General features: G+C 64.4%; 2 protein-coding genes. Both read right to left on the bottom strand.

Annotated features, from left to right (window positions below; translation table 11 throughout):
* Positions 1–43 precede the first annotated feature (43 nt).
* Entirely contained in the window at positions 44–11,371 is an 11,328-nt protein-coding gene (locus JH25_RS01320; protein ID WP_032880739.1) for a non-ribosomal peptide synthetase, read from the bottom strand.
* A complete protein-coding gene (locus JH25_RS01325) occupies positions 11,368–24,285 on the bottom strand; it encodes a non-ribosomal peptide synthetase (RefSeq protein ID WP_032880738.1) in 12,918 nt (4,305 codons plus the stop codon). The genes JH25_RS01320 and JH25_RS01325 overlap by 4 nt, the downstream gene beginning before the upstream one ends.
* Positions 24,286–24,447 lie beyond the last annotated feature (162 nt).

Below are 24,447 nucleotides of genomic sequence, written 5' to 3'. Positions count from 1 at the left end.
GAGGGGGCTTGCTCCCTCCCACATTTGGATCGATGTGCAGCCTTCAAGACACCACCTCCCCAACCCCAACCCCTTCCACCCACCACTTGGCCAAACCCGAAACATTCGGCACCTTGAGCAAGGTGAAGTGATTACCCCCGCCATACCAAACCTCCAACCCAGTCCCCTGCCCCCGCCACCCCTCAACCATCAACCCCTGCTCACGCTGGTTCCCCGCCGCATCCAAGGCCGGATCCTGCGCCAGCACCAGGCGCACCACCCCGTCATACCGCGCCTGCGGCCGATAAACCGTGCGCAACGCCGCCGCATAAGTACGCGCAGGCCCATCCATTGCATCCACGGCAGCACGCGCCGGCAGCAACCCGACACCGACCATCCCCGTATGCAGCCACTGTCGCTGCGCCACCTCATCGCGCCCGGCGAAGTCCACCGGATCAATCCCCAGCGACTTCCCGGCCGCCAACTGCATCGCCTCGATCAACCGCAACAGCGCCGCCGTCGAGGTATAGGGCTTGCCATCACGCCCCGGCGCCTCACTGTCGATCACTGTCAAAGAGCCCACCTCGCGCCCCATCGCCTGCAAGCGCAGGGCCATTTCCAGCGCGACCCAGCCGCCAAACGAATGCCCGACCAGATGCACCGGCCCGTCCGGGCACTCCTGCTCCAACGCCGTGAGATAACACCGCGCCGCCGCTTCCACCTGGCTATGGGGCACCGCCTCGCCATCCAACCCACGGGGCTGCAGGCCATACAGCGGCCAATCACGTCCCAGCGCGTCGCTCAAGCCCACGAAACCGGTCACGCTGTCACCTGCTCCCGGCACGCAGAACACCGGGGCATAGCCGGCGCGCCCAGTCTGGATGCGCAACAACGGCTGATGGGCCGCGCAACTCACCGGCGTACTCGTCGCCAGCGCCTCGGTCATCGCCCGGCCCAGGCCCTGGATATGCGGCGCCTGCATCATGCTCTGGTGATCCCCAGGCACTTGCACCTGGCGCAGTTGCCCGGGCGCCAAAGCCGTGTCCCAGCCCAACGCCATACTGCGTTGCGACAGTTCGGTGGGGCGCTGCTCGGCGCTGAACAAGTGCACCGGAATCGGCAGCGGGAACAGGCTGTAGTGGGCCAGGGCGTGCCCGTGCCCGACTTCGCGCTGAAGAAAACTCAACAGGTCCGCGTCCGACGCCGCCGCCATTTGCGCGTATAGCAAACCTTGATCGCGACAGCGTTGCAGCAGATTCGCAAAGTCCAGCTGTCCAATCCGCGCCTCCAGCTGTTCAAGGCTTGCCAGCTCATTTACACCTCCCTGCGCTTTCCAATAAGCCGTGCATTGCAGCAACAGGTGCCGCTTGAATGCATCCGGCCCGCTCCAGCGTGCTTTGCCCTGGTCAGTCAGGCGCGGCACATAGCTGTCGATCAAACCGAGGAAGGCCACGCTTTCATCCAGCCCCAGCAGTTGCATGGCGATTTCGTAGGCCAGCACCCCACCAAAAGACCAGCCCGCTACCCGATAGGGACCGTGGGGCTGAATCTCGCGGATCAGCCCGACCATGCGCGCCGCCAGGCCTTCCATGCTGTTCAGGTGGGCCTCGCCCAGCGCCAGCCCCGGCAGGCCGTAGATCGGATAATCACCCGGCAGGTGCTGGCCCAGCGCCGGGAAATACACGTCCATGCCGCTGAACTCATGCACCAGAAACAACGGTGCCTGCGCCCCGCTGCTGCGCACGGTAATTACGCGGGTGTCGGGCAGTACATCATCCCCGCGCTGACGCAGCATCGCCGCGACGCCGGCCACGCTGGCATGTTGGAACAGCTCGGCCAACGACACCGGCAAACCGGCCTCGTCCAGCAGGTTGACCAGGCGAATCGCCAACAGCGAATGCCCGCCCAGTTCAAAGAAGCTGTCATGCCGCCCCACCTGTTCGAGTTTCAACACCTCGGCCCAGCGTTGCGCCAACGTCTGCTCCAGGGCGTCGGCCGGCGTTTCGAACGTGCGGCTGGTCGAGGCGTCCCAGGCAGGCACCGGCAAGGCGTTACGGTCGATCTTGCCGTTGGCGGTCAACGGCAATTGCTCCAGCGCGACGTAGGCGGACGGCACCATGTACTCGGGCAAGTGCGCGTGCAGGTAAGCCCGCACCGACTCGACAGCAACGGGTTCGCCCGCCCAGGTGAAATAGGCCACCAGGCGTTTGTCCCCCGGAACCTCTTCACGGGCCAGCACCACGGCATCTTGGATGCCTGCGAACGTCGCCAGTCGCGCCTGGATTTCACCCAGCTCAACACGAAAACCTCGGATCTTCACCTGGTCGTCATTACGCCCGATGCACTCCAGCAGGCCGTCGGCCGTCCAGCGCCCGAGATCGCCCGTGCGGTAAAGCAAGGCGCCTGGGTTGAACGGGTCCTGCACAAACTTTTCAGCCGTCAGCTCGGGGCGATTCAAATAGCCCAAGGCGACGCCATCGCCGCCAATGCAGATTTCACCGATGATACCCAGCGGTACCGGCTGCTGCTGCGCATCGAGCACATACACTTGGGTGTTGGAGATCGGCCGCCCCACCGGCACGCTGTCGGCATCATCGGCAATCGTGTGCACTTCGCAGGTGGTGGCGTAAGTGGTGGTTTCGGTCGGCCCATAGCAATGCACCAGGCGCAACGCGGGTGCCTGCGCCAACAGCGTGCGGAACGCCGCCGGATCGGCGCGCTCCCCGCCGCACAAAAGGATGCGCAAGCCAGCCAGGGCCTGGGGAATCAACTGCACGTATTGGTTGAACAGCGCGGTGGTGACAAACAGCACCGTCACGCCCTGCAACGCCTGGGCGAAAGCGCTCGGATCGAGCAAGGTGGCGTGGTCAATCACCTGCACCTGGCCGCCATTGAGCAGTGGCCCCCACACGTCCATGGTGCTTGCATCGAACGCTGGGTTCGACGCAAAGGCCACGCGGTCGGCGGCATTGAAATCGGCATAGCCGTTGTTGAGCACCAGGCGCGTGATGCCGCGATGGGGCACCAGCACACCCTTGGGCTGGCCGGTGGAGCCGGAGGTGTACATGATGTACGCCACGCTGTCCGAGGGTTGCGACAGGTCCGGGTTGTGGCTCGGTTGCGGGGCGAGGCCAAGCGTGTCCAGGTCCAGGCGACGCACCCCGCTCTCTATGACGCAATCGCTGCGGGTCAGCAACCAGGCCGCGCCACAGTCTTGCAGCATGAACCCCTGGCGTTCAGCCGGTGCATTCACGTCCAACGGCACATACGCGGCGGCGCATTTGAGGATGGCCAATTGGCTGACCAGTAACTCCAGCGAACGCGGCAGCAGGATCGCCAGGTGATCGCCAGGGCGCACACCCAGGCCGAGCAAGTGATGGGCCAAGCGGTTGGCGCGGGTATTGAGTTCGCCGTAGCTCACCCGCCGCTCGTTGTGCACCAGCGCCACCGCGTCGGGACGCGCCATGGCCTGGGCTTCGAACAGGCGCTGCACCGTGTGCTCACGCGCGAATGTACGGGCAGTGGCGTTGAAGTGCTCAAGCACCCGTTGGCGTTCGGCCTGCGGCAGAATCGGCAAGCGGTTGATGGCGATATCGCGATGACCTTCCAGGGCCTGCACCACCTGCGCCAGCGCGATTTCCAGGTAGTCGCACAAGCGCCGGGCGCCCTGCCCCATGACGGTCAGGCTGAACCCTTCACCGAGGTCATCTACGCTGACCGCCACGCCGTAGTGCGTGTGCTCCTCGGCCTTGAACAACTCGATCCCCTGCCACGCCTCGGCCACGCCACCGGCCTGGGGTGCGCTGTGACGATAGTTGAACAATACGCTGAACAACGGCGTCGCCACCGGCACACCACTGCAACGCTGGGCCAACGCCAGGGGCGCATGTTCATGACCGAGCAGCTGAGTCAGGCGCCCATGGGTGGTACGCAGTGCCGTCAGCACTGAGTGTTCCCCCAGGTCGATTCGCAGCGGCAAGGTATTGATAAATACGCCCATGGCCCGCTCGGCGCCTTCGCCGCCTTGCAGGCGGCCGAGCATCACCGTACCGAACACCACCTGCTCGCGGGCGCAAACCTTGCCCAGTACGTGAGCCCAGGCCAAATGCATCACGCTGGCCGCACTGACCCCCGCCTGGCGGGCCTGGCTGCGCAGGCGTCGGCTCAGCGACAGGTCGAGACCCACGCGCACGTTTTCCTCGGCCCCCAGATTGGGCACCTCGGTGGGTTCGTCGACCTCACCGAGCATCTCGCGGAAAAACGTCTCGTGATCCTCAGCGCCCAAACGGGTCTGGGCCACGTAGTTGCGATACGGCACGGGCGCGGCCAGCGTGTCCTGAGTGCCCAGCAGAAACGCCTGCAGCTCGTGTTGCAGGATATCCAGGGCAACGTGGTCCATCACCAGGTGATGAAACAGCAACGTCGCGACCACCAGTTGCGATTGCTCGGCGTACACCAACCGCATCAGCGGCGCCTGGCCAAGGTCCAGGCGTGACGGCAGCGGACCGCTCTCAACACTTAGCCGGGCGTGGCGCCACACCACCTGCACAGGTTCTTCCAGGCCCTCCCAATGCAAGGATGAGCGCAGGATGTCATGACGCTGGATCACCGCCTGCAATGCGCTGGCGAAGGCATCCAGGCGTGCGCGACTGTCAAAGGCAAACTGCGCCTGTAACACATAGGCGTCATCACCTTGCGCAGCGCGATGCTGATACAGGATGCCGGCCTGCAACGGCGCCAGCGGGTAGATATCCTGCACATTCGCCGCACCGCCGGGGATGCTGGTGACGATGCGCTCGATGGCTGCTTGATCCAGGCTGACCAGCGCCAGCATGTCTGGCGTGATGCGCGCACAATCGGCCGCAATGCCATTGGCCGGCACCGCCACTTCACGCCCGCCGCCCAAAGCTGCCGCCAGGGCAGCCAAGGTCGGTTGACCAAACAGCACTTTCACGTCCGCCGACAAGCCCAGGCCGCGCATACGCCCGACCAGGCTGACCGCCAGCAACGAGTGGCCGCCCAGTTCGAAGAAGTTGTCGTGCCGGCCCACGCGTTCCACATTGAGCAACTCGGCCCACAGCGCGGCCAAGGTGATTTCCGTGTCGCCCAGCGGCGCCTCGTACTCGCGCACCACCAACGCCTCCACGCCCGGTGCCGGCAATGCCTTGCGGTCGAGTTTGCCATTGGGGCTCAGCGGCAGCGCCTCCAGGTGCACGAAGCTGGCCGGCACCATGAACTCCGGCAGGTGCAGCAGCAAATGGGCGCGCAGGCTTTCAATTTCACTCGGCACGCCGGTGTAGTAAGCGATCAGGCGCTGCTCGCGGGCAATCACGGCGGCTTCCTGCACCGCCGGATGCTCGGTCAGGCGTGCCTGGATTTCGCCCAGCTCAATGCGCAGGCCACGGATCTTGACCTGGTCATCATTGCGCCCCAGGTACTCGATGTTGCCATCCGGCAAGTAGCGCCCGACGTCACCGGTGCGGTACATGCGCCCAGGGGCAAACGGGTCATCGAGGAAACGCTCGGCGGTCAGTTCGGCACGGTTGAGGTAACCCCGTGCGACTTGCACCCCCGCGATAAACAATTCGCCCACCACGCCCAACGGCACAGGCTGCAACTGCCCGTCCAGCACGTACATGCGCGTGTTGGCGATTGGCTTGCCGATGGGGGTGTTGTCGGGCACGTCAAAGCCTGCGCAGTGCCAGGCAGTGACATCCACCGCCGCTTCGGTGGGCCCATAGAGATTATGCAGCTGGCTGCCCGGCAACTGTTGCTTGAAGCGGCGTACCAGGCTGCCCGGCAAGGCTTCGCCGCTGCACATCACCCGCACCAGCCCGCCCGCCTGGCTGACGTCACCGTGGGCGAGGAAGACATCAAGCATCGACGGCACGAAGTGCAAGGTCGTGACCCCTTCGGCTGCGATCACCTGGCACAGGTACTCAGGGTCTTTATGCCCATCCGGGCGCGCCATCACCAGGCGTGCTCCGGTGGACAGCGGCCAGAAGAATTCCCACACCGACACATCGAAACTGAACGGGGTTTTCTGCAACACCGTATCGCCTCCCGTGAGCCGGTATTCGTCCTGCATCCACAGCAGGCGGTTGACCACCCCGGGGTGTTCGTTGATCACACCTTTGGGCTGGCCGGTGGAGCCGGAGGTGTAGATCACATAGGCGGCCACCCCGGCCACCGCTGGGTTGGTGATGGGCTGGTGCTGCCAGGTGGGCTGGTCCAGATCGACCACCGGCACCTCGCCCAGCAGCCCGAGGGTGCTGCCCTGGGCCAGCACCACCGCTGGCGCGCTGTCGTGCAGCATGTAGGCGATACGCTCCAGTGGGTACGCCGGGTCCAGCGGCACATAGGCGGCGCCGGCCTTGAGGATCGCGTACAGGCCAATGACCATGTCCAGGCCACGCTCCACACAGATCGCCACCCGCGCCTGCGGCTGCACGCCGAGGGCTTGCAGGTGGTGGGCCAGTTGGTTGGCGCGAGCGTTCAGTTCGGCGTAGGTCAGTTGCTGCTCGCCGGCCTTTACCGCCACGGCCTGCGGCGTGCGCAGTACCTGCGCTTCGAACATCCCGTGCAGGGTCTGGTCGAGCTGGTAGTCCACAGTGGTAGCGTTGAAATCCACCAGCAACTGCTTGCGCTCACGCTCATCCACCAGCGGCACATGCGCAAGCACCGCCTGGTCGTTAGCGACCATGGCCTGCAACACGCGGGTGAAGTAGCCGAGGTAACGCCGTATCGTCGATTCATCGAACAGCGCCACGGCATATTCCAGCGCGCCGAGAATACTGCCCTGCACTTCCCCCAGGTTCAGCGACAGGTCGAACTTGGCGAAGTGGCTGTTTTCGACAATGCCTTCCAGGGCCAGGTCGCCCAACGCCAGGGTTGGCGCGCTGCTGTCCTGCCAGCTCAGCAGGGTCTGGAACAGCGGGCTATGGGCCAGGCTGCGCGGCGGCCGGGTGATTTCCACCACCTGTTCGAACGGCAAATCCTGATGGGCCTGGGCCGCCAGTGTCAGCGCCTTGACCCGAGCCAGCAGGGCCTCGGTGCTCAACTCGCCCGAGGTGTCGATGCGCAGCGCCAGGGTGTTGACGAACAAACCGATCAGCCCTTCCACCTCGGTGCGCGTGCGGTTGGCCACCGGCGTGCCGATCACCAGCTCCGGCTGCCCGGACAAGCGCGCCAGCAACGAAGCCCAGGCGCTCATCAAGGTCATATAGAGGGTGGTGCCATGGCGCTGGCTCAAGGCCTTGAGCCCGGCAGTAAGGCGTTCATCCAGGCGCACTTCGACGCTGCTGCCGGCGTAGTCCTGCTGCGCCGGGCGCGGGCGGTCGGTGGGCAGGGTCAGCAACGCCGGCGCGCCGGCCAGGGTCCGCTGCCAATAGGTGCTTTGGCGGTGCAACACTTCACCGCTCAGCCACAGGCGTTGCCACACGGCAAAGTCGGCGTACTGGATCGGCAAGGGTGGCAGTGGGTCGGATTGGCCGTGGCTGAAGGCTTGGTACAGCGCCATCAGTTCACGGGTCAGCACGCCCATGGACCAGCCATCGGAGACGATATGGTGCAGGGTCAGCAGCAGCACATGGTGATCGTCGGCCATCACCACCAGGCGGCCGCGCAGCAACGGGCCACGCTCCAGGTCGAAGGGCGCCGAGGCTTCGCCGTGGATCAGCGCGTCCAGCGCCTGTTGCGGTTGCGCGTGGCGACGCAAGTCTTGCACCTGCAGCGGTAACACCTCCTCGGCCGGCACGATCAGCACCTGGGCCTGGTCGCCGTGTTGGGCAAAGCGGCTGCGCAGGGTTTCATGCCGCGCCACGATCCGCGCCAGCGCCCGTTGCAGTGCCTGCACATGCAACTGCCCGCGCAAACGCAGGCCGATAGGAATGTTGTAGGCGGTGTTGGCGCCCTCCATCAACGCCAGGAACCACAGGCGCTGCTGGGCAAACGACAGCGGCATCTCTTCATCACGATTGGCCGGCAGGATATCCGGCAAGGTGCTGCGCCCGGCCTGGGCGACCTGTTCGGCGACCGCTGCCAGTTCGGCGTTGGCGAACAGGTCGCCCAGCGCCAACTCGACCCCCAGCCGCTGGCGGACCTGGGAGACCATGCGCATCGCCAGCAGCGAGTGCCCGCCCAACTCAAAGAAATGGTCACGCCGCCCGACCCGTTCCACTTGCAACACCTCGGCCCAGATCTGCGCCAGCACGGTTTCGATCTCGCCCTGGGGCGCTGCGTATTCGCGGGTAAACACTGCGGCCATGTCCGGCACTGGCAAAGCCTTGCGGTCGAGCTTGCCATTGGTGGTCAGCGGCAGCGCGTCGAGCTTCATGAAGGCGACCGGGACCATGTAGTCCGGCAACTGCGCCACCAGGTGAGCGCGGATTTCGCCTACCGTCAGCGCGTCAAGTTGCGGGTTTTCGGTGAAGTAGGCCACCAGGCGCTCTTCACGCACCAGCACCACCGCTTCCAGGATGCCAGGCAATTGGTTGAGCCGGGTTTCGATTTCGCCCAGTTCGATGCGCACGCCACGGATTTTGACCTGGTCATCGTTGCGCCCCAGGTAGTCGAGCGTGCCATCGGGCAACCAGCGCACCAGGTCGCCGGTGCGGTACATGCGCCCGGGGTTGAATGGGTCGCGCAGGAAGCGCTCGGCGGTCAGTTCCGGGCGGTTCAAGTAACCTCGCGCCACGCCCTTGCCGCCTACGTACAACTCCCCCGCCACCCCCAGTGGCACCGGGCGTTGATGTTCATCGAGCACGTAGACGGTGACATTGGCGATGGGCTTGCCGATATGCAACGGCTGGCCCGCCTCGACCTTGCCCGACGTGGCGACCACCGTGGCTTCGGTGGGACCATAGTTGTTGATCAATTCAAAGCGCTGCGCCCGGCCGAACTGGCGCAGGCGATCGCCGCCGACCAGCAGGGTGCGCAAGGTCGGGTGCTCGATAGTCTGGCTGAACGCGTACTCGGCCACCGGCGTGGGCAGGAAGCTTACGTCCAAAGGCTGTGCGCACCACCAGGCCAGCAGCGCGTCGATATCTTCAGCACCGTCATGGGCCGGCGGCAGGTGCAGGGTGGCGCCCACACACAGCGCCGGCCAGACCTCCCAGGCCATCGCATCAAAGCCGAAACCGGCGACACTGGCGGTATGCCGCCCGGCGCGCAGGTCAAAAGCGCTGCAATGCCAGTCCACCAGGTTGGCGACGGTGTGGTGCTCCACCATCACACCTTTGGGCAAGCCGGTAGAACCCGAGGTGTAGATCACATACGCGAGGTTCGTCGGGCCGACGGCGACCTTGGGGTTGCTCGCCGAGTGATGCTGCCAGGTGAATCGATCGAGGTTGATCACCGGCACCTCGAGCTCGGGCAAACGAGCCAGCAACGCGTGTTGGGTGAGCACCGCCACCGGGGCGCTGTCGCTGAGCAAGTAGCTCAAACGCTCGGCCGGGTGGGACGGGTCTACCGGCACATAACCGGCACCCGCCTTGAGGATCGCCAGCAGCCCGGCCAAGGTGTCGAGCCCGCGCCGCGCCACAATGGCCACGCGATCATCGGGCCGAACCCCCAGCGCCAGCAGATGATGGGCCAGCAGGTTGGCTTGCTGGTTGAGTTCGGCGTAGGTCAGTTGCCGCCCTTCGTGCACGGCGGCGATGGCGTCCGGCGTGAGCGCAGCCTGGGCTTCGATACGCCCGTGCAAGGTGGTGCCTTGCGGGAACACGGTCTGGGTGGCGTTGAACTGTTGCAACAGCAGGCGCTGTTCGGCGGCGGGCACTACCGAAAGTTGGTCAAGCGCAGTGTGCGGCGCCTGCTCCAGCGCGGTAACCAGGTTTTCCAGCGCGGTGTGCAAGTAGGCGCAGACGCGGTGGGGGTCGACCTGGGTGCTGGCCAACAAACGCAGGATAAAATCGTCGCCCAGATCGTCCACACTGAGTGTGAGCGGATAGTTAGTACGCTCCTCGGAACGCAGCGTTTCGATACCTTGCCAGGCCGCAATCGCCTCGCTGCGAGTACCGGTGCCACTGTGACGATAGTTGAGTAACGCACTGAATAGCGGCAACGGCGCAATGACGCCACTGCAATGCTGAGCCAGAGCCAATGGCGCATATTCATGCCGCAGCAGGCTAGTCAAGCGCATGTGAGTGGCCTTGACAGCGCTGCGCAGATCCTCACTGCCAATGTCGACGCGAAACGGTAGCGTATTGATGAAGATACCCAGGGCGCGATCCGTCGCATGCCCGCCGTGCATACGTCCCATCAATACCGTACCGAACACCACCTGGGACTTGCCTGCCACCCTGCCCAGCACTTGGGCCCACCCCAAGTGGAACAGACTGGCAACGCTCACGCCCAGCACACGAGCCTGTGCGCGCAAGCGTTGGCTGAGGGAGTTCGCTAAAGGCCAGTCGAGTTCAGCGATCCCCCTGCCGTCGCCCTGTACATCCTGTAAACCAAAGGGCAAGGTCGGTTCAACCACATCACCGAGCATCTGTTGGAAAAATGCTTTATGTTCTTGCTCGGTAACACCCAGGCGCGCTTGGGCGACATAGTCGCGAAACGGCACGGCAAGGCCCAACTGAGCGGCGTGACCGTGCAAAAACGCCTGCATCTCGTGGCGTACCACTTCCAGAGCGCTGTGGTCCATCGCCATATGGTGGAACAGCAAGGTAGCGACGATGCGCTGGTGGGTCCGGTCTTCAGCATGTACCAGGCGCAACAACGGTGCCTGGGTCACGTCGAGGCGATAATGACGGGCATTGAATAGGTCATGCAGCTGTGCGGCGATATCGCCGTCGGCCGGGTCGAGCATCAAGGCTTGCACCGGCAGGCGCGCCTGACGCCACACCACTTGCGAAGGTTGCGCCAGGCCATCCCAGACCACCCCGGTGCGTAAAATGTCGTGGCGGTCCATCACGCTTTGCAGCGCCTGGGCAAACGCCTCGAAGCGCTCCAGGCTGTCAAACGCGAACTGCGACTGCATCACGTAGGGGTCGCCCTGCTCGGCGCTGGCATGGTGAAACAGAATGCCTTCCTGCAATGGCGCCAACGGATAGATGTCCTGGATATTCGCCACACCGCCCTGCACGGTGGCGATGATGCGCTCGATCTCGTCCTGGCTCAGGGTCGAGAGGGTCAGCATGTCGGGGGTGATGCGCTCGGCGTTGGCGGGAATGCCATTGGCCGGTACGGCCACTTCACCAACCTTGGCAGCCGAGTACTCACCGGCCTTGATCAGCTCGATCAGCGCCGGTTTGTGCTCGCGCAAGGCGGCCAATATTGCCGGGTCGCTCAAGGCTTGCCGGTTGCCGTTCACCGACAACTGTTCGCCCTTGAGCGCCAGTTGCACGTCCTTGGTTTTCAGGGTTGCCAGCAGCTCGAGGATGTTCACAGGACGATCTCCATTCGTTCGGTCATTGCGGCGTAGCCGGCCAGGGTCGGTTGTTCGAACAACGCCCGCACATCGGCTTCCATGCCTTCCTGGCGCAGGCGTCCGATCAAGCTCACAGCGAGCAGCGAGTGCCCGCCCAGTTCAAAGAAATTGTCATGCCGGCCTACCCGATCCACCTTGAGCAGCTCGGACCACAACTGGGCCAGCAGGATTTCGGTATCGCCTTGGGGTGCTTCGTACTCACGCACCGTCAGTGCGTCCATACCCGGTGCGGGTAACGCTTTGCGGTCGAGCTTGCCGTTGGGGCTCAGGGGCATGACGGGCAGGTGCACGAACAGCGCGGGCACCATAAAGTCCGGCAGGTGCTGCAACAGCTGGGCGCGCAGGCCGTCGATGTCGCTTGGCAGGCCAGTGTAATAGGCGACCAGGCGCTCATCACGAACCACCACCACCGCGTCGTTGACCGCCGGATGCTCGATCAGCCGCGCCTGGATTTCCCCCAGCTCGATGCGCAGGCCACGGATTTTCACCTGGTCATCGTTGCGCCCCAGGTATTCGATATTGCCGTCCGGCAAGTAGCGGCCCAGGTCACCGGTGCGGTACATCCGGCCAGGCGCAAACGGGTCATCGAGGAAGCGCTCGGCGGTCAGCTGCGCACGGTTCAGATAACCCCGCGCCACTTGCACGCCAGCGATGAACAGCTCACCGACCACCCCCAGAGGCACCGGCTGCAACTGCCCGTCCAGCACGTACATGCGCGTGTTGGCAATCGGCTTGCCGATGGGGGTGTTGTCCGGCACGTCCGGGCGGGCGCAGTTCCAGGCCGTCACGTCCACCGCCGCTTCCGTGGGGCCATACAGGTTGTACAAACCAATGCCTGGCAACTGCTGCTTGAACCGACGCACCAGGCTGCCCGGCAGCGCCTCGCCGCTGCACATCACGCGCACCAACCCGGCCGCCTGGCTCACATCACCATGGGCCAGGAACACGTCAAGCATCGACGGCACAAAGTGCAGGGTGGTGATGTTTTCTGCCTCGATTACTTCGCACAGGTACGCAGGGTCTTTGTGCCCACCCGGGCGCGCCATCACCAGGCGTGCGCCGGTAAACAGCGGCCAGAAGAACTCCCACACCGACACGTCGAAGCTGAACGGGGTTTTCTGCAAGACCGCGTCATGGACCTTGAGGCCATAGGCGTCCTGCATCCACAACAGGCGGTTGACCACCCCGGCGTGTTCATTGATCACGCCCTTGGGCTGGCCAGTGGAACCGGAGGTGTAGATCACGTAGGCCGTGTGCCGGGCAGTGAGGTCCGCGACCTGCGGGTTGACGCAAGGCTGCTGGTGCCAAGTGCTGTGGCCGACGTCGATCACGGCCACGTCGCCCAGCAAGGCACGAGTGGAGGCTTGCGCCAGCACCACCACCGGCGCGCTGTCTTGCAGCATGTAGGCGATGCGTTCTTGCGGGTAGGCCGGGTCCAGCGGCACATAACCGCCACCGGCCTTGAGGATGGCGAACAGGCCGATCACCATGTCCAGGCCACGCTCCAGGCAAATGCCTACCCGTGAGTCCGGCTGCACGCCCCTTTCACGCAGGTGATGGGCCAGGCGGTTGGCGTGCTCGTTGAGCTGTTGGTAGGTCAGTTGTTGCTCGCCCGATTTCACCGCCACGCAATCCGGTGTGCTCGCAACTTGGGCCTCGAACATTGAATGCAGTGTCTGGTCAAGGTTGTAATCGACTACTGTCGCATTGAAGCCATTCAACAGTTGCTCGCGCTCCTGCTTACCCACTACAGATACACGGTTGACCGCCAGATGGGGCGATTGCTCCAACGCTTCGACCAACCCATGCAACGCCGTTTGCATATAACCGCAGACACGCTCTGCGCCGATGTGCGCCGCGGTCATGACAGTCAAGCGGAAACCATCGCGCTGATCGTCCACGTTCAGGGTCAACGGGTAGTTGGTACGCTCCTCGCTGCTAAGGGTCTGGATGCCTTGCCACGCTTGTGATGCGGATGCCTGCTGACTGTCACTGTGGCGATAATTGAGCATCGCGCTGAACAATGGCAGCGGTGCGGCGACACCACTGCAACGCTGCGCCAAGGCCAGTGACGCGTGTTCGTGACCGAGCAGTGCCGTCAGGCGTTCATGGGTTTGCACAAGCGCCGCACGCACGCCGATATCATCAATCTCCACACGCAGAGGCAACGTATTGATGAACATACCTAACGCACGGTCACTACCTTTTCCGCCCTGCATACGCCCCATCAGGACCGTACCGAACACCACACTGGGCTGGTTGGCGGTGCAGGCCAACACCTGAGCCCACGCCAGGTGAAACAGACTGGCGGCACTCACACCTGATAGTCGTGCCTGAGCCCTCAGACGCAGGCTCAAGGACGGCTCCAGAAACTGCTGGTGCTCTTCAATAGCGCTGCCGTCTCCCTGCACATCCTGGAGACCGAACGGCAGGGTTGGCTCATTGACGTCACGCAGCATGTTGGCGAAGAACGCTTCGTGTTCCTGCTCGCTGAGCCCCAAACGAGCCTGCGCCACGTAGTTGCGGTAAGGAATAGGTTCATCAGCATCCTGTTCCTGCCCCAGCAAACTGGCTTGCATCTCTTGCCGCACTCGCTCAAGCGCAGTGTGATCAAGAGCGATGTGATGGAAAAGCAGAATCGCGACCACCCGCTGCCGACTTGGATCATGGCTGAATACCAGACGCACCAGCGGTGCCTTGGACATCGGGACGCGGTAGTGGCGCGGGTCTAAACGCTCATGCAGGCCGGCAAGCACGTCGCCGTGCAAATGCAGCTCCTGAACGCTCAACGCCGCCTTGCGCCACACCACTTGCAACGGTTGCGCCAGCCCCTCCCACACCACCCCGGTGCGCAGAATGTCATGGCGGTCGATCACCTGTTGCAGCGCCTGCGCGAAGGCTTGCAGACGCTCGACACTGTCAAACGCCAGGTGCGATTGCAGCAGGTACGGGTCGCCCTGCGCGGCCGTGAGGTAGTGGTAGAAAATGCCTTCCTGCAGCGGCGCCAGCGGGTAGATGTCCTGCACGTTGGCAGCGCCGCCTGGCACCTGGGCGACTACCTGATCAATCGCACACTGGTCGAGGGTCACCAGCGCCAGCATGTCGGGGGTGATACGTTGGCACTCGGCACTGATCCGGTTGGCCGGCACTTGCACCTCGCGACCACTGCCAACAGCAGCGGCCAGCGCGGCCAGGGTTGGCTGACTGAACAGCACGCGCACATCGGCGCTGAGGCCAACCTGGCGCATACGCTCGATCAGGCTGACGGCCAGCAATGAATGGCCGCCCAGTTCGAAGAAATGGTCATGACGGCCCACCTGTTCCACTTGCAGTACCTCGGCCCAGATACGCGCCAGGGTGGTTTCGACCTCGCCCTGGGGGGCCTGGTACTCGCGGCTGAGCACGGCGGCCTGATCGGGATCGGGCAGTGCCTTTCGGTCCAGCTTACCGTTGGCGGTCAGGGGCAACACATCGAGGCGCATGTAGGCGACCGGCACCAGCGCATCGGGAAGCTGGGCCTGCAATTGCGCGCGCAAGGTCTCAATGGAGAGTGCGCGTTGCTCGGTGAACCAGGCCAGCAGCCGACCTTCGCGCACCAGCACCACCGCTTCGCGAATGCCGTCCAGCGCGGCCAGGCGGCTTTCGATTTCGCCCAGCTCAACCCGCACACCACGCAGTTTGACCTGGTCATCGTTGCGGCCCAGATACTCCAGATTGCCGTCGGGCAACCAGCGCACCAGGTCGCCGGTGCGGTACATGCGCCCCGGGCTGAACGGGTTTTGCAGGAAGCGTTCGGCAGTCAAGTCCGGGCGATTCAAGTAACCCCGTGCCACACCGCTGCCGCCTACATACAGCTCACCGGCCACACCGACCGGTACCGGGCGCAACTGCGCATCCAGCACATAGCTGCCGGCATTGGCGATGGGTCGACCAATATGCAACGCCTGCCCGGCCCGCACGCGACCGGAGGTGGCAACCACCGTGGCCTCGGTGGGGCCATAGTTGTTGATCACGGCAAAGCGCCGTTCCTGAGTGAACTGGCGCAGGCGATCGCCGCCAATCAGCAGGATGCGCAAGGTGGGGTGTTGCAGGTGTTGGCTGAACGCGTACTCGGCTACCGGCGTGGGCAAAAAGCTCACGTCCAGCGGCTGCGCCCTCCACCAGGCCAGCAATTCATCGATGTTTTCATTGCCCACTTCGGCGGGCGGCAGGTGCAGGGTCGCACCGACGCACAAGGCCGGCCAGACTTCCCAGGCCATCGCGTCAAAACCAAACCCGGCCACGCTGCTGGTGTGACTCGCAGCGGCCAGGCCAAAGGCTTCAGAGTGCCAATGCACCAGGTTCTCCACGTTGTGGTGTTCCACCATCACGCCTTTGGGCTGGCCGGTGGAGCCTGAGGTGTAGATGACGTAGGCCAGGTGCGCAGGCGTCAGTGCGGGCAGCTGTGGATTGTTGACAGGCAGGTGCTGCCAGTCGGGGTCATGCAAGTCGACCAGCATGATCGTGTCCAGCAGGTCACGGGTACTGGCCTCAGCGAGTACTGCCACCGGGGCGCTGTCCTGCAACAAATAAGCGATGCGTTCGGCGGGATACGCCGGGTCAATCGGCACATAGCCGGCGCCGGCCTTGAGAATGCCCAATAGCCCCACCAGCATCTGCGGGCCACGACGGCAGCACAGCGCCACGCGGTCATCCGGTTGCACGCCGAGGGCCAACAGGTGATGGGCCAGTTGGTTGGCACGCTGATTGAGCTGCTGATAGGTCAGCGCCTCGCCGCCCTGCTGCACGGCAATGGCGTGGGGTTGGCGCTCAGCCTGTACCTCAAATGCGCCGTGCACGGTGTGGCCACGGGGGAAATCCTGGGCCGTGGCATTGAATTCGCGCAGCAGGGTTTCACACTCCGCCGCGGGCAGGATCGGCAAACGATTGAGTGCCGTGTCCGGCGTGCACTCCAAGGCTGTGAGCAACTGCGCCACAGCGTTGTGCATGTAGTCGCACAGGCGTTGCGCACCGATCTGTGGCACCGCCAGCACGCTCAGCCCGAAGCCGTCGCCCAGGTCATCCACGCTCAGGGTCAATGGGTAATTACTGCGCTCCTCACCGCCCAGCAGCTGCACGCCCTCCCAGATGCCGTGGCCGTCGCGGGCCATCTCGGCGGGGTTGCTGTGACGGTAATTGAGCAAGGCACTGAACAATGGCGTGCTGGTCGGCACACCGCTGCAACGCTGAGCCAGGGCCAGCGAGGCATGTTCATGCCCGAGCACGGCGCTCAGGCGTGCATGGGTGGCCTTGACCGCCGCTGACGCCCCGGCGGCAACATCAACCCGCAGCGGCAGGGTGTTGATAAACATCCCCAGCGCGCGGTCTGCACCCTCACCGGCTTGCATACGGCCCATCAGCACCGTGCCGAACACCACGTCATCGCGGCCCGACACCAGCCCCACGACCTGGGCCCAGGCCAGGTGCATCAGGCTCGCGGCGCTCACACCCAACTGTCGCGCCTGCTGGCGGACCCGCTGCGCCAGCGCGGCGTCCAATGGCAGCCCGGCCTCCTCGATGGCACGGCCATCGCCCTGCACATCCTGCAAACCAAACGGCAAGGTTGGTTCATCCACATCGGCGAGCATGTCGCGAAAGAACTGCTCATGCTCGGCCACACTGACGCCCAGGCGCGCCTGGGCCACATAGTTGCGAAATGGCGCGGCAGCGGGCAAGTCCTGGGCCTGGTTGAACATGAAGGCGCGCATTTCCTGGCCGACCACCTCCATGGCTGTGTGGTCCAGCGCCAGGTGGTGAAACAGCAGGATCGCCGCAACACGGTTGTGCGTCGGGTCCTGGGCATAGACCATGCGCAGCAACGGCGCCTGGGTGATGTCCAGCCGATAGTGCCGGGCATCGAAGCGAGCGTGCAGTTGTTCGATGATGCCGCCGTCGGCCGGGTCCAGATGAACCTCCTGCACCCCCAGTTGCGCCTTGCGCCACACCACTTGCACCGGGCTGTCCAGGCCCTCCCAGACTACGCCCGTGCGCAGGATATCGTGGCGGGCAACCACCTGTTGCAGCGCCGCCATGAACCCGTGCAAGCGGTCGAGATTGTCGAACGCCATGCGCGATTGCAGCAGGTACGGGTCGCCCTGTTCGGCGCTGAGGTGGTGGTAGAGAATGCCTTCCTGCAACGGCGCCAGCGGGTAGATGTCCTGCACATTCTCCGCGCCACCCGGCACGCTGGCGACGATACGCTCGATGGCATCCGGAGTGAGCTGCACCAGGCTCAGCATGGACGGTGTGATCTGTGTGCAACCGGCCGGGATACCATTGGCCGGCACCACGATTTCGCGACCACTGCCCACCGCCGCCGCCAACGCTGCCAGGCTCGGCTGGTTGAACAGCACCCGCACATCGGCACTGAGGCCCACTTGGCGCATACGTTCGATCAAGCTCACCGCCAGCAGCGAATGCCCGCCCAACTCGAAGAAATGATCGTGACGCCCGACGCGTTCGAGCTTGAGCACGTCTTGCCAGATCTGCGCCAGTAGGGTTTCCACCTCGCCTTGCGGGGCTTCGTAGCCACGACTGAGCAAGGCCGACGGGTCCGGTGCCGGCAAGGCTTTGCGGTCGAGCTTGCCATTGTTGGTCAGGGGCAGACTGGCCAGCGGCATATAGGCCGACGGCAGCATATAGTCCGGCAACTGCCCTTGCAGGTAGGCGTGGACCAGCTCAATGCCCAGGTCTGCCCCGGCCCAGGTGAAGTAGGCGACCAGGCGCTTTTCACCTGGCATATCTTCCCTGGCCAACACGGCGACGTCCTGGATGCCCGGGCAACTGGCCAGGCGCGCCTCGATCTCACCCAGCTCGATACGAAAGCCACGGATTTTCACCTGGTCGTCGTTGCGACCCAGGCATTCGAGCAAGCCGTCTTGCGTCCAGCGCCCGAGGTCGCCGGTGCGGTACAGCAAGGCGCCCGGGTTGAAGGGGTCCTGCACAAACTTTTCAGCCGTCAGCTCGGGGCGATTCAAATAGCCCAGGGCGACGCCATCGCCGCCGATGCAGATTTCACCGGTGATGCCCAGCGGCACCGGTTGCATCTGTGCATCGAGCACATAGATCTGTGTATTGGAAATGGGCCGCCCCACCGGCACGCTGTCGGTATCCGTACCGACCTCGCGCACTTCGTGGGTGGTGGCGTAGGTGGTGGTTTCGGTCGGCCCGTAGCAATGCACCAGGCGCAGCGTCGGTGCACGCGCCAACAGGCTGCGAAATGCCGCCGGGTCAGCACGCTCACCGCCGCACAGCAGGATGCGCAAACCGGCCAACGCCTCGGGGATCAATTGCACGTACTGGTTGAACAGTGCGGTGGTCACGAACAACACCGTCGCGCCCTTAAGCTCGGCGCCGAACGCCAACGGGTCGAGCAAGGTGGCATGGTCGATCACCTGCACTTGCCCGCCGTTGAGCAATGCGCCCCACACATCCATGGTGCTCGCATCGAACGCCGGGTTGGAGGCGAAGGCCACGCGGTCGCTGGCGTTGAAGTCGGCATAGCCATTATTGATGACCAGGCGCGTGATACCGCGATGGGGCACCAGCACGCCCTTGGGCTGGCCGGTGGAGCCGGAGGTGTACATGATGTACGCCACGTCCTGCGCAGACCGGGCCAGCCCCGGGTTGTCCGCCGGCAGGTCGGCCAGGTCCAGTTCGGCAAGGTTGTCCAGCACCTGGCGGGCGCCGCTGTCCTGCACCATGAAGGTTCGACGTTCGAGCGGCGCGTTGACATCCAGCGGTACGTACACCGCCGCACACTTGAGCACCGCCAACTGGCTGACGACCAGGTCGATGGAGCGCGGCAGCGCCAGGGCCACCGCTTCACCTGGCCGCACGCCACGGCCAATCAAATGATGGGCCAGGCGATTGGCGCGGCGATTGAGGTCACGGTAGCTCAGCGACAGCGGGCCATGCACCACCGCCACGGCTTCAGGCCGGGCCAGTGCCTGGGCTTCGAACAGTTGAGCTACGGTGAGCTGCGACGGGTATTCCCGGGCGCTGGCATTGAAGTCTTCAAGCAATAAGCGCCGCTCGGCGGGCGGCACAATCGACACCTTGTGCAGGGCGGTGGTGGGCGCGTGTTGCAGCGCGCTCACCACATGGCGCAACGCGGTGAGCATGTACTCACCCACACGTTGCACATCCAGATGGGCGACACCTTGCACCGTCAGGGCCAACCCCGTGCCCAGGTCATCGACGTTGAGTACCAGCGGGTAGTTGCTGCGCTCTTCGGAGCTGAGGATCTGGATACCGAACGCGGCAAAGGGGTTGTCCCCCGGCGCTTCATCGGGTGCGCTGTGCCGGTAGTTGAGCAAGGTGCTGAACAACGGCAACGAACCCGGCACGCCGCTGCAGCGCTGGGCCAGGGACAGCGCTGCATGTTCATGCGCGAGCAACTGCGCCAGGCGCGCATGGGTGGCGCGCACGCCGGCTTGCACGCCGACGCTGCCAAGGCTGACCCGCAGCGGCAAGGTATTGATGAACATCCCCAGCGCGCGGTCGGCGCCCTCGCCGCCCTGCATACGCCCCAGCAAGACCGTCCCGAACACCACGTCCTGCTGGCCCGACACCTGGCCCAGCACCTGGGCCCATGCCAGATGCACCAGGCTCGCCGTGCTGACGCCCAGTTGCCGCGCCTGTTCGCGCAGGGCCAGGCTGAGGGCCGGTTCCAGCGGCAGATGGGCCTCATGGATGCCGCTGCCGTCGCCGTTCACATCCTGCAAGCCGAAGGCCAGGGTGGGCTCGTCGATATCGCCGAGCATCTGGCTGAAGAAGGCCTCGTGCTGCGCCTGGCTCAGGCCCAGCCGCGCCTGGGCCACGTAGTTGCGGTACTGCACCGCATCAGGCAGTTGCACGCGGTTGCCGTGCAGGCTGGCGCTCATTTCTTCGACCAGCACTTGCAGCGCCGTGTGATCGAGCAGGATATGGTGCAGCAGCAGGATGCCGACCAAGCCGTCCGCCTCTTCAGCGTAGGCCAGGCGCATCAGCGAAGCGCGAGACAGATCCAGGCGGTAGTGGCGAGGGTCGAAACGCTGTTGCAACTGCGCCAAGGCATCGGTGCCCTGGGTGTCCAAGCGCTCAACGGCCAGCGGCGCCTGGCGCAACACCACTTGCACCGGTTCCTCCAGGCCCTCCCAGAGAACCGCAGTGCGCAGGATATCGTTGCGTTCGATGACACTGTGCAGCGCCTGAATAAAGCCATCCACCGCGCCCTGGTCGTTAAAGCGCAACTGCACCTGCAACACGTAGGGGTCGCCCTCGCTGGTTGCCAGGTGGTGGTAGAGAATACCGGCCTGCAAAGGCGCGAGAGCGTAGATATCCTGCACGTTGGCCACGCCACCGGGCACGGCCTGGAGGATGTGATCGATGGCGGCCTGGTCCAGCTCGACCAAGGGCAGCATGTCCGGCGTGATGTGCTCACTGTGTTCCTGAATCAGATTGGCCGGGACCTGCACCTCATGGTGCCCGCCCACCGCCGCTGCGAGGGCTGCCAGGGTCGGCTGGCCGAACAGCACGCGTACATCGGCACTCAGCTCTACCTGGCGCATGCGTTCGATCAGCTTGACCGCCAGCAGCGAATGCCCACCCAACTCGAAGAAGTTGTCATCACGCCCCACCCGGTCGAGCTTGAGCAGGTCCTGCCAGATCATCGCAATGGCGTTTTCCACCGCACCTTGGGGCGCGGCATAACTGCGCCGGGCCAACGCCTCGGCATCGGGTGCGGGCAAGGCTTTGCGGTCGAGCTTGCCGTTGGTGGTCAGGGGGAACGCCTCCAGGCGCACGAAGGCGCTGGGCACCATATGTTCGGCAAGGCTCTGTAGCAAGTGATCGCGCAAGGCGGCAACGCTGGGCTCACCCTCGGTGATCACATAGGCCACAAGGCGTTTGTCACCCGGCTCATCCTCACGGGCGATCACCACCGCATCGCGCACGCCGTGGGCGGTTGCCAGGTGTGCCTGGATTTCGCCCAGCTCGATACGGAAACCGCGAATCTTGACCTGGTCATCGTTACGCCCCAGGTACTCGACACTGCCGTCGGCCAGCAGGCGGCCGAGGTCACCGGTCTTGTACATGCGCAGGCCGGTGGCCGGGTCCGCGAGGAAGCGTTCGGCGTTGAGTGCCTCGCGGTTCAGGTAACCGCGCGCCACCCCGGCGCCGCCCACGTACAGCTCGCCCACCACACCGTATGGCAACGGCTCGTGTTGTTCATCCAACACATACAGCTGCAAGTCGGGGATGCGTACGCCAATCGGGCTGACGCCCACCAGTTGGGCATCCGCCGCCTCCAGCGCACGATAGGTCACGTGCACGGTGGTTTCGGTAATACCGTACATGTTTACCAGCTGCGTACCGGCATTCACCGCCCGCGCATACCATGGCTTGAGCATGGCCGGTTCAAGGGCCTCACCGCCAAAGATCACCTGCCGCAACGAATGCGCCTGGGTGCTGTGGCCCTGGGCCGCGATCAATTGGCGGAACGCGCTCGGCGTCTGGTTGAGGATGCTCACTTCGGCTTCGCAGAGCAGCGTGTAGCACTCATCCGGCGAGCGGCTGACCAGTTGCGGCACGATCAGCAACTGGCCGCCGTGCATCAGCGCGCCCCAGATTTCCCACACAGAAAAATCGAATGCGAAGGAGTGGAACAGTGCCCATACATCGTGCGGGTTGAACCCGAACCAGTGTTGAGTGGCACTGAACAGGCGCGCCACCTGACGATGCTCGATCATTACCCCCTTGGGTTGGCCGGTGGAACCAGAGGTGTAAATTACATAGGCCAGATTGGCCGGGCTCAGGTGCAGCCGTGGATCGGTGATGGGCAACTGGCCCAGGCTGTCGAGGTCAAGCTGCGCCAGTTCGCCTACCCGGTGACGAGTGCCGGCCTGTACCAGCACAACCACCGGTTGACTGTCGGCCAGGGTGTAGGCAATGCGTTCCTGCGGGTAAGCCGGGTCTATCGGCACGTAGCCGGCACCGGCCTTGAGGATACCGAGCAGGCCGATAATCATCTGCGGGCCGCGCTCCACGCAGATCGCCACGCGGCTGTCAGGCTCCACGCCCTGGGCCAGCAGTGCATGGGCGACCTGGTTGGCGCGTTCGTTGAGTTGACGATAGGTGAGGCGCTGCTGCTCAAAGCGCAAGGCAATGGCTTCAGGCTGGGCGGCGGCGTGGGTTTCGACTTGCTGGTGGATCAACGCGGTATCGGCGTAGTGCGTGGGGCTGTGGTTCAAGGTATGCAACAGGGCGTGGCGTTCAGCGTCGGGCAGGATGTTCAGGCCGCAGAGCGGCTTGTCCGGTCGCTGCTCAAGGGCGTCGGCCAGGCTTTGCAGCGCGGTGTGCAGATAGCCGGCAACCCGCTGTGCACCAATGGCCGCATCCACCATCACCGTCAGCGCGAAGTCTTGCCCCAGGTCATCGACGTTGACCGTCAGCGGGTAGTTGGTGCGCTCCTCGGCGCCCAGTACACGAATGCCGTCGGCAACCTCGATCACGGCGGCCATGTCGGTGGCCGCACTATGGCGATAGTTGAGGATCGCGCTGAACAACGGTGTGGGTGCTGCCACCCCGCTGCAGCGCTGGGCCAGTGCCAGGGACGCATGTTCGTGATCGAGCAGGCGCGTAAGACGCTCGTGGGTGACTTGCACCGCAGTGCGCACGCTTTGCGCGCCAACATCAACCCGCAACGGCAAGGTGTTGATGAACATGCCCAAGGCCCGTTCACCGCCCTCGCCTGCGCCCATGCGCCCGAGCATCACGGTGCCGAACACCACCGCCTCGCGACCGGAAACCACGCCCAACACCCGCGCCAACGCCAGGTGCATCAGGCTCGCCACGCTCACCCCCAACGGCCGCGCCACACTGCGCAGGCGACGACCAAGGGCGCTATCGACGGGAATGCGCGTTTCATCAATGCCCTGACCATCGCCCTGCACATCTTGCAGGCCGAACGGCAGCGTCGGTTCATCGATATCGGCGAGCATGTCGCGAAAGAACGCCTCATGGGCCTGTTCGCTCACACCCTGGCGCACTTGGGCGATGTAGCTGCGAAACGCTACCGGCGTGCCCGCTTGCGCGTGCTCACCGGCCAGGTACAGCTGGATTTCATGGCGCACCACATCCAGGGCGGTGTGATCGAGAATGGTGTGGTGGAACAACAGCATCGCCACCACGCGCTGGTTGGGCGGGTCCTCGGCGAACACCAGACGCAGCAGCGGCGCCTGGCCAAGGTCCATGCGATAGGCACGGGCGTCGTAGCGCGCGAGCAATTGAGCGAGACGGTCGCCGCCATCAAAATGCGCTTCTTCACACGCCAGATGCGCCTTGCGCCACACCACTTGCAGCGGCTCGTCGAGGCGCTCCCACACCATGGAGGTGCGCAGGATATCGTGGCGGTCAATCACCCATTGCAGCGCCTCGGCAAAGGTTTGCAGGCGTGCGCGGCTGTCGAACACAAACTGCGCGTGCAGCACGTAGGGGTCGCCCTGCGCGGCAGAAAGATGGTGGTAAAGCATGCCTTCCTGGAGCGGCGCCAGGGGGTAAATATCTTGCACATTCGCCGCGCCGCCTGGGATGGACGCGACGATACGGTCGATGGCCGGCTGGTCGAGGTTGACCAGCGCCAGCATGTCCGGGGTGATGCGATAAGCCGGGCTCAGCCAGTCACCGCCATGCTCGGCGACCAGGGCCAGCAACTGGGGTTTATGCGCGATCAATTGATCCCAGAGCGCGTCATCCAACGCCTCGTCATCGCCCAGGACGATCAGGTCGCCTTCTTCAGTTTGCAGACGGATCGCATGGGTGGAGATCGCTGCCAGTAAGTCGCTGAACTGCATGGGGTAACCTGCCTGATAAGTCACGGTTTAAGAGAATGTCCGTATTCAGTTTTGCCGCTAGGCGCGGCGCCCTTGAAAAACAACGGGCGCAGCCGGGGGCCTGGAGGGGCTTCCGGCAGGCTTGAAAAATTAAGGGATTTGCGCGGTGGAGGGTGACATGGG

Source organism: Pseudomonas sp. BRG-100 (assembly GCF_000737955.1).
GTDB classification, from domain to species: domain Bacteria; phylum Pseudomonadota; class Gammaproteobacteria; order Pseudomonadales; family Pseudomonadaceae; genus Aquipseudomonas; species Aquipseudomonas synxantha_A.
The sequence above is the reverse complement of the archived record's forward strand: the minus strand, read 5'-3'. Positions and strand labels throughout refer to the sequence as shown.

Coding starts and splice junctions, on each gene's coding strand:
- JH25_RS01325 (WP_032880738.1), bottom strand. CDS start 24,285: ATGCAGTTCAGCGACTTACTGGCAGCGATCTCCACCCATGCGATCCGT.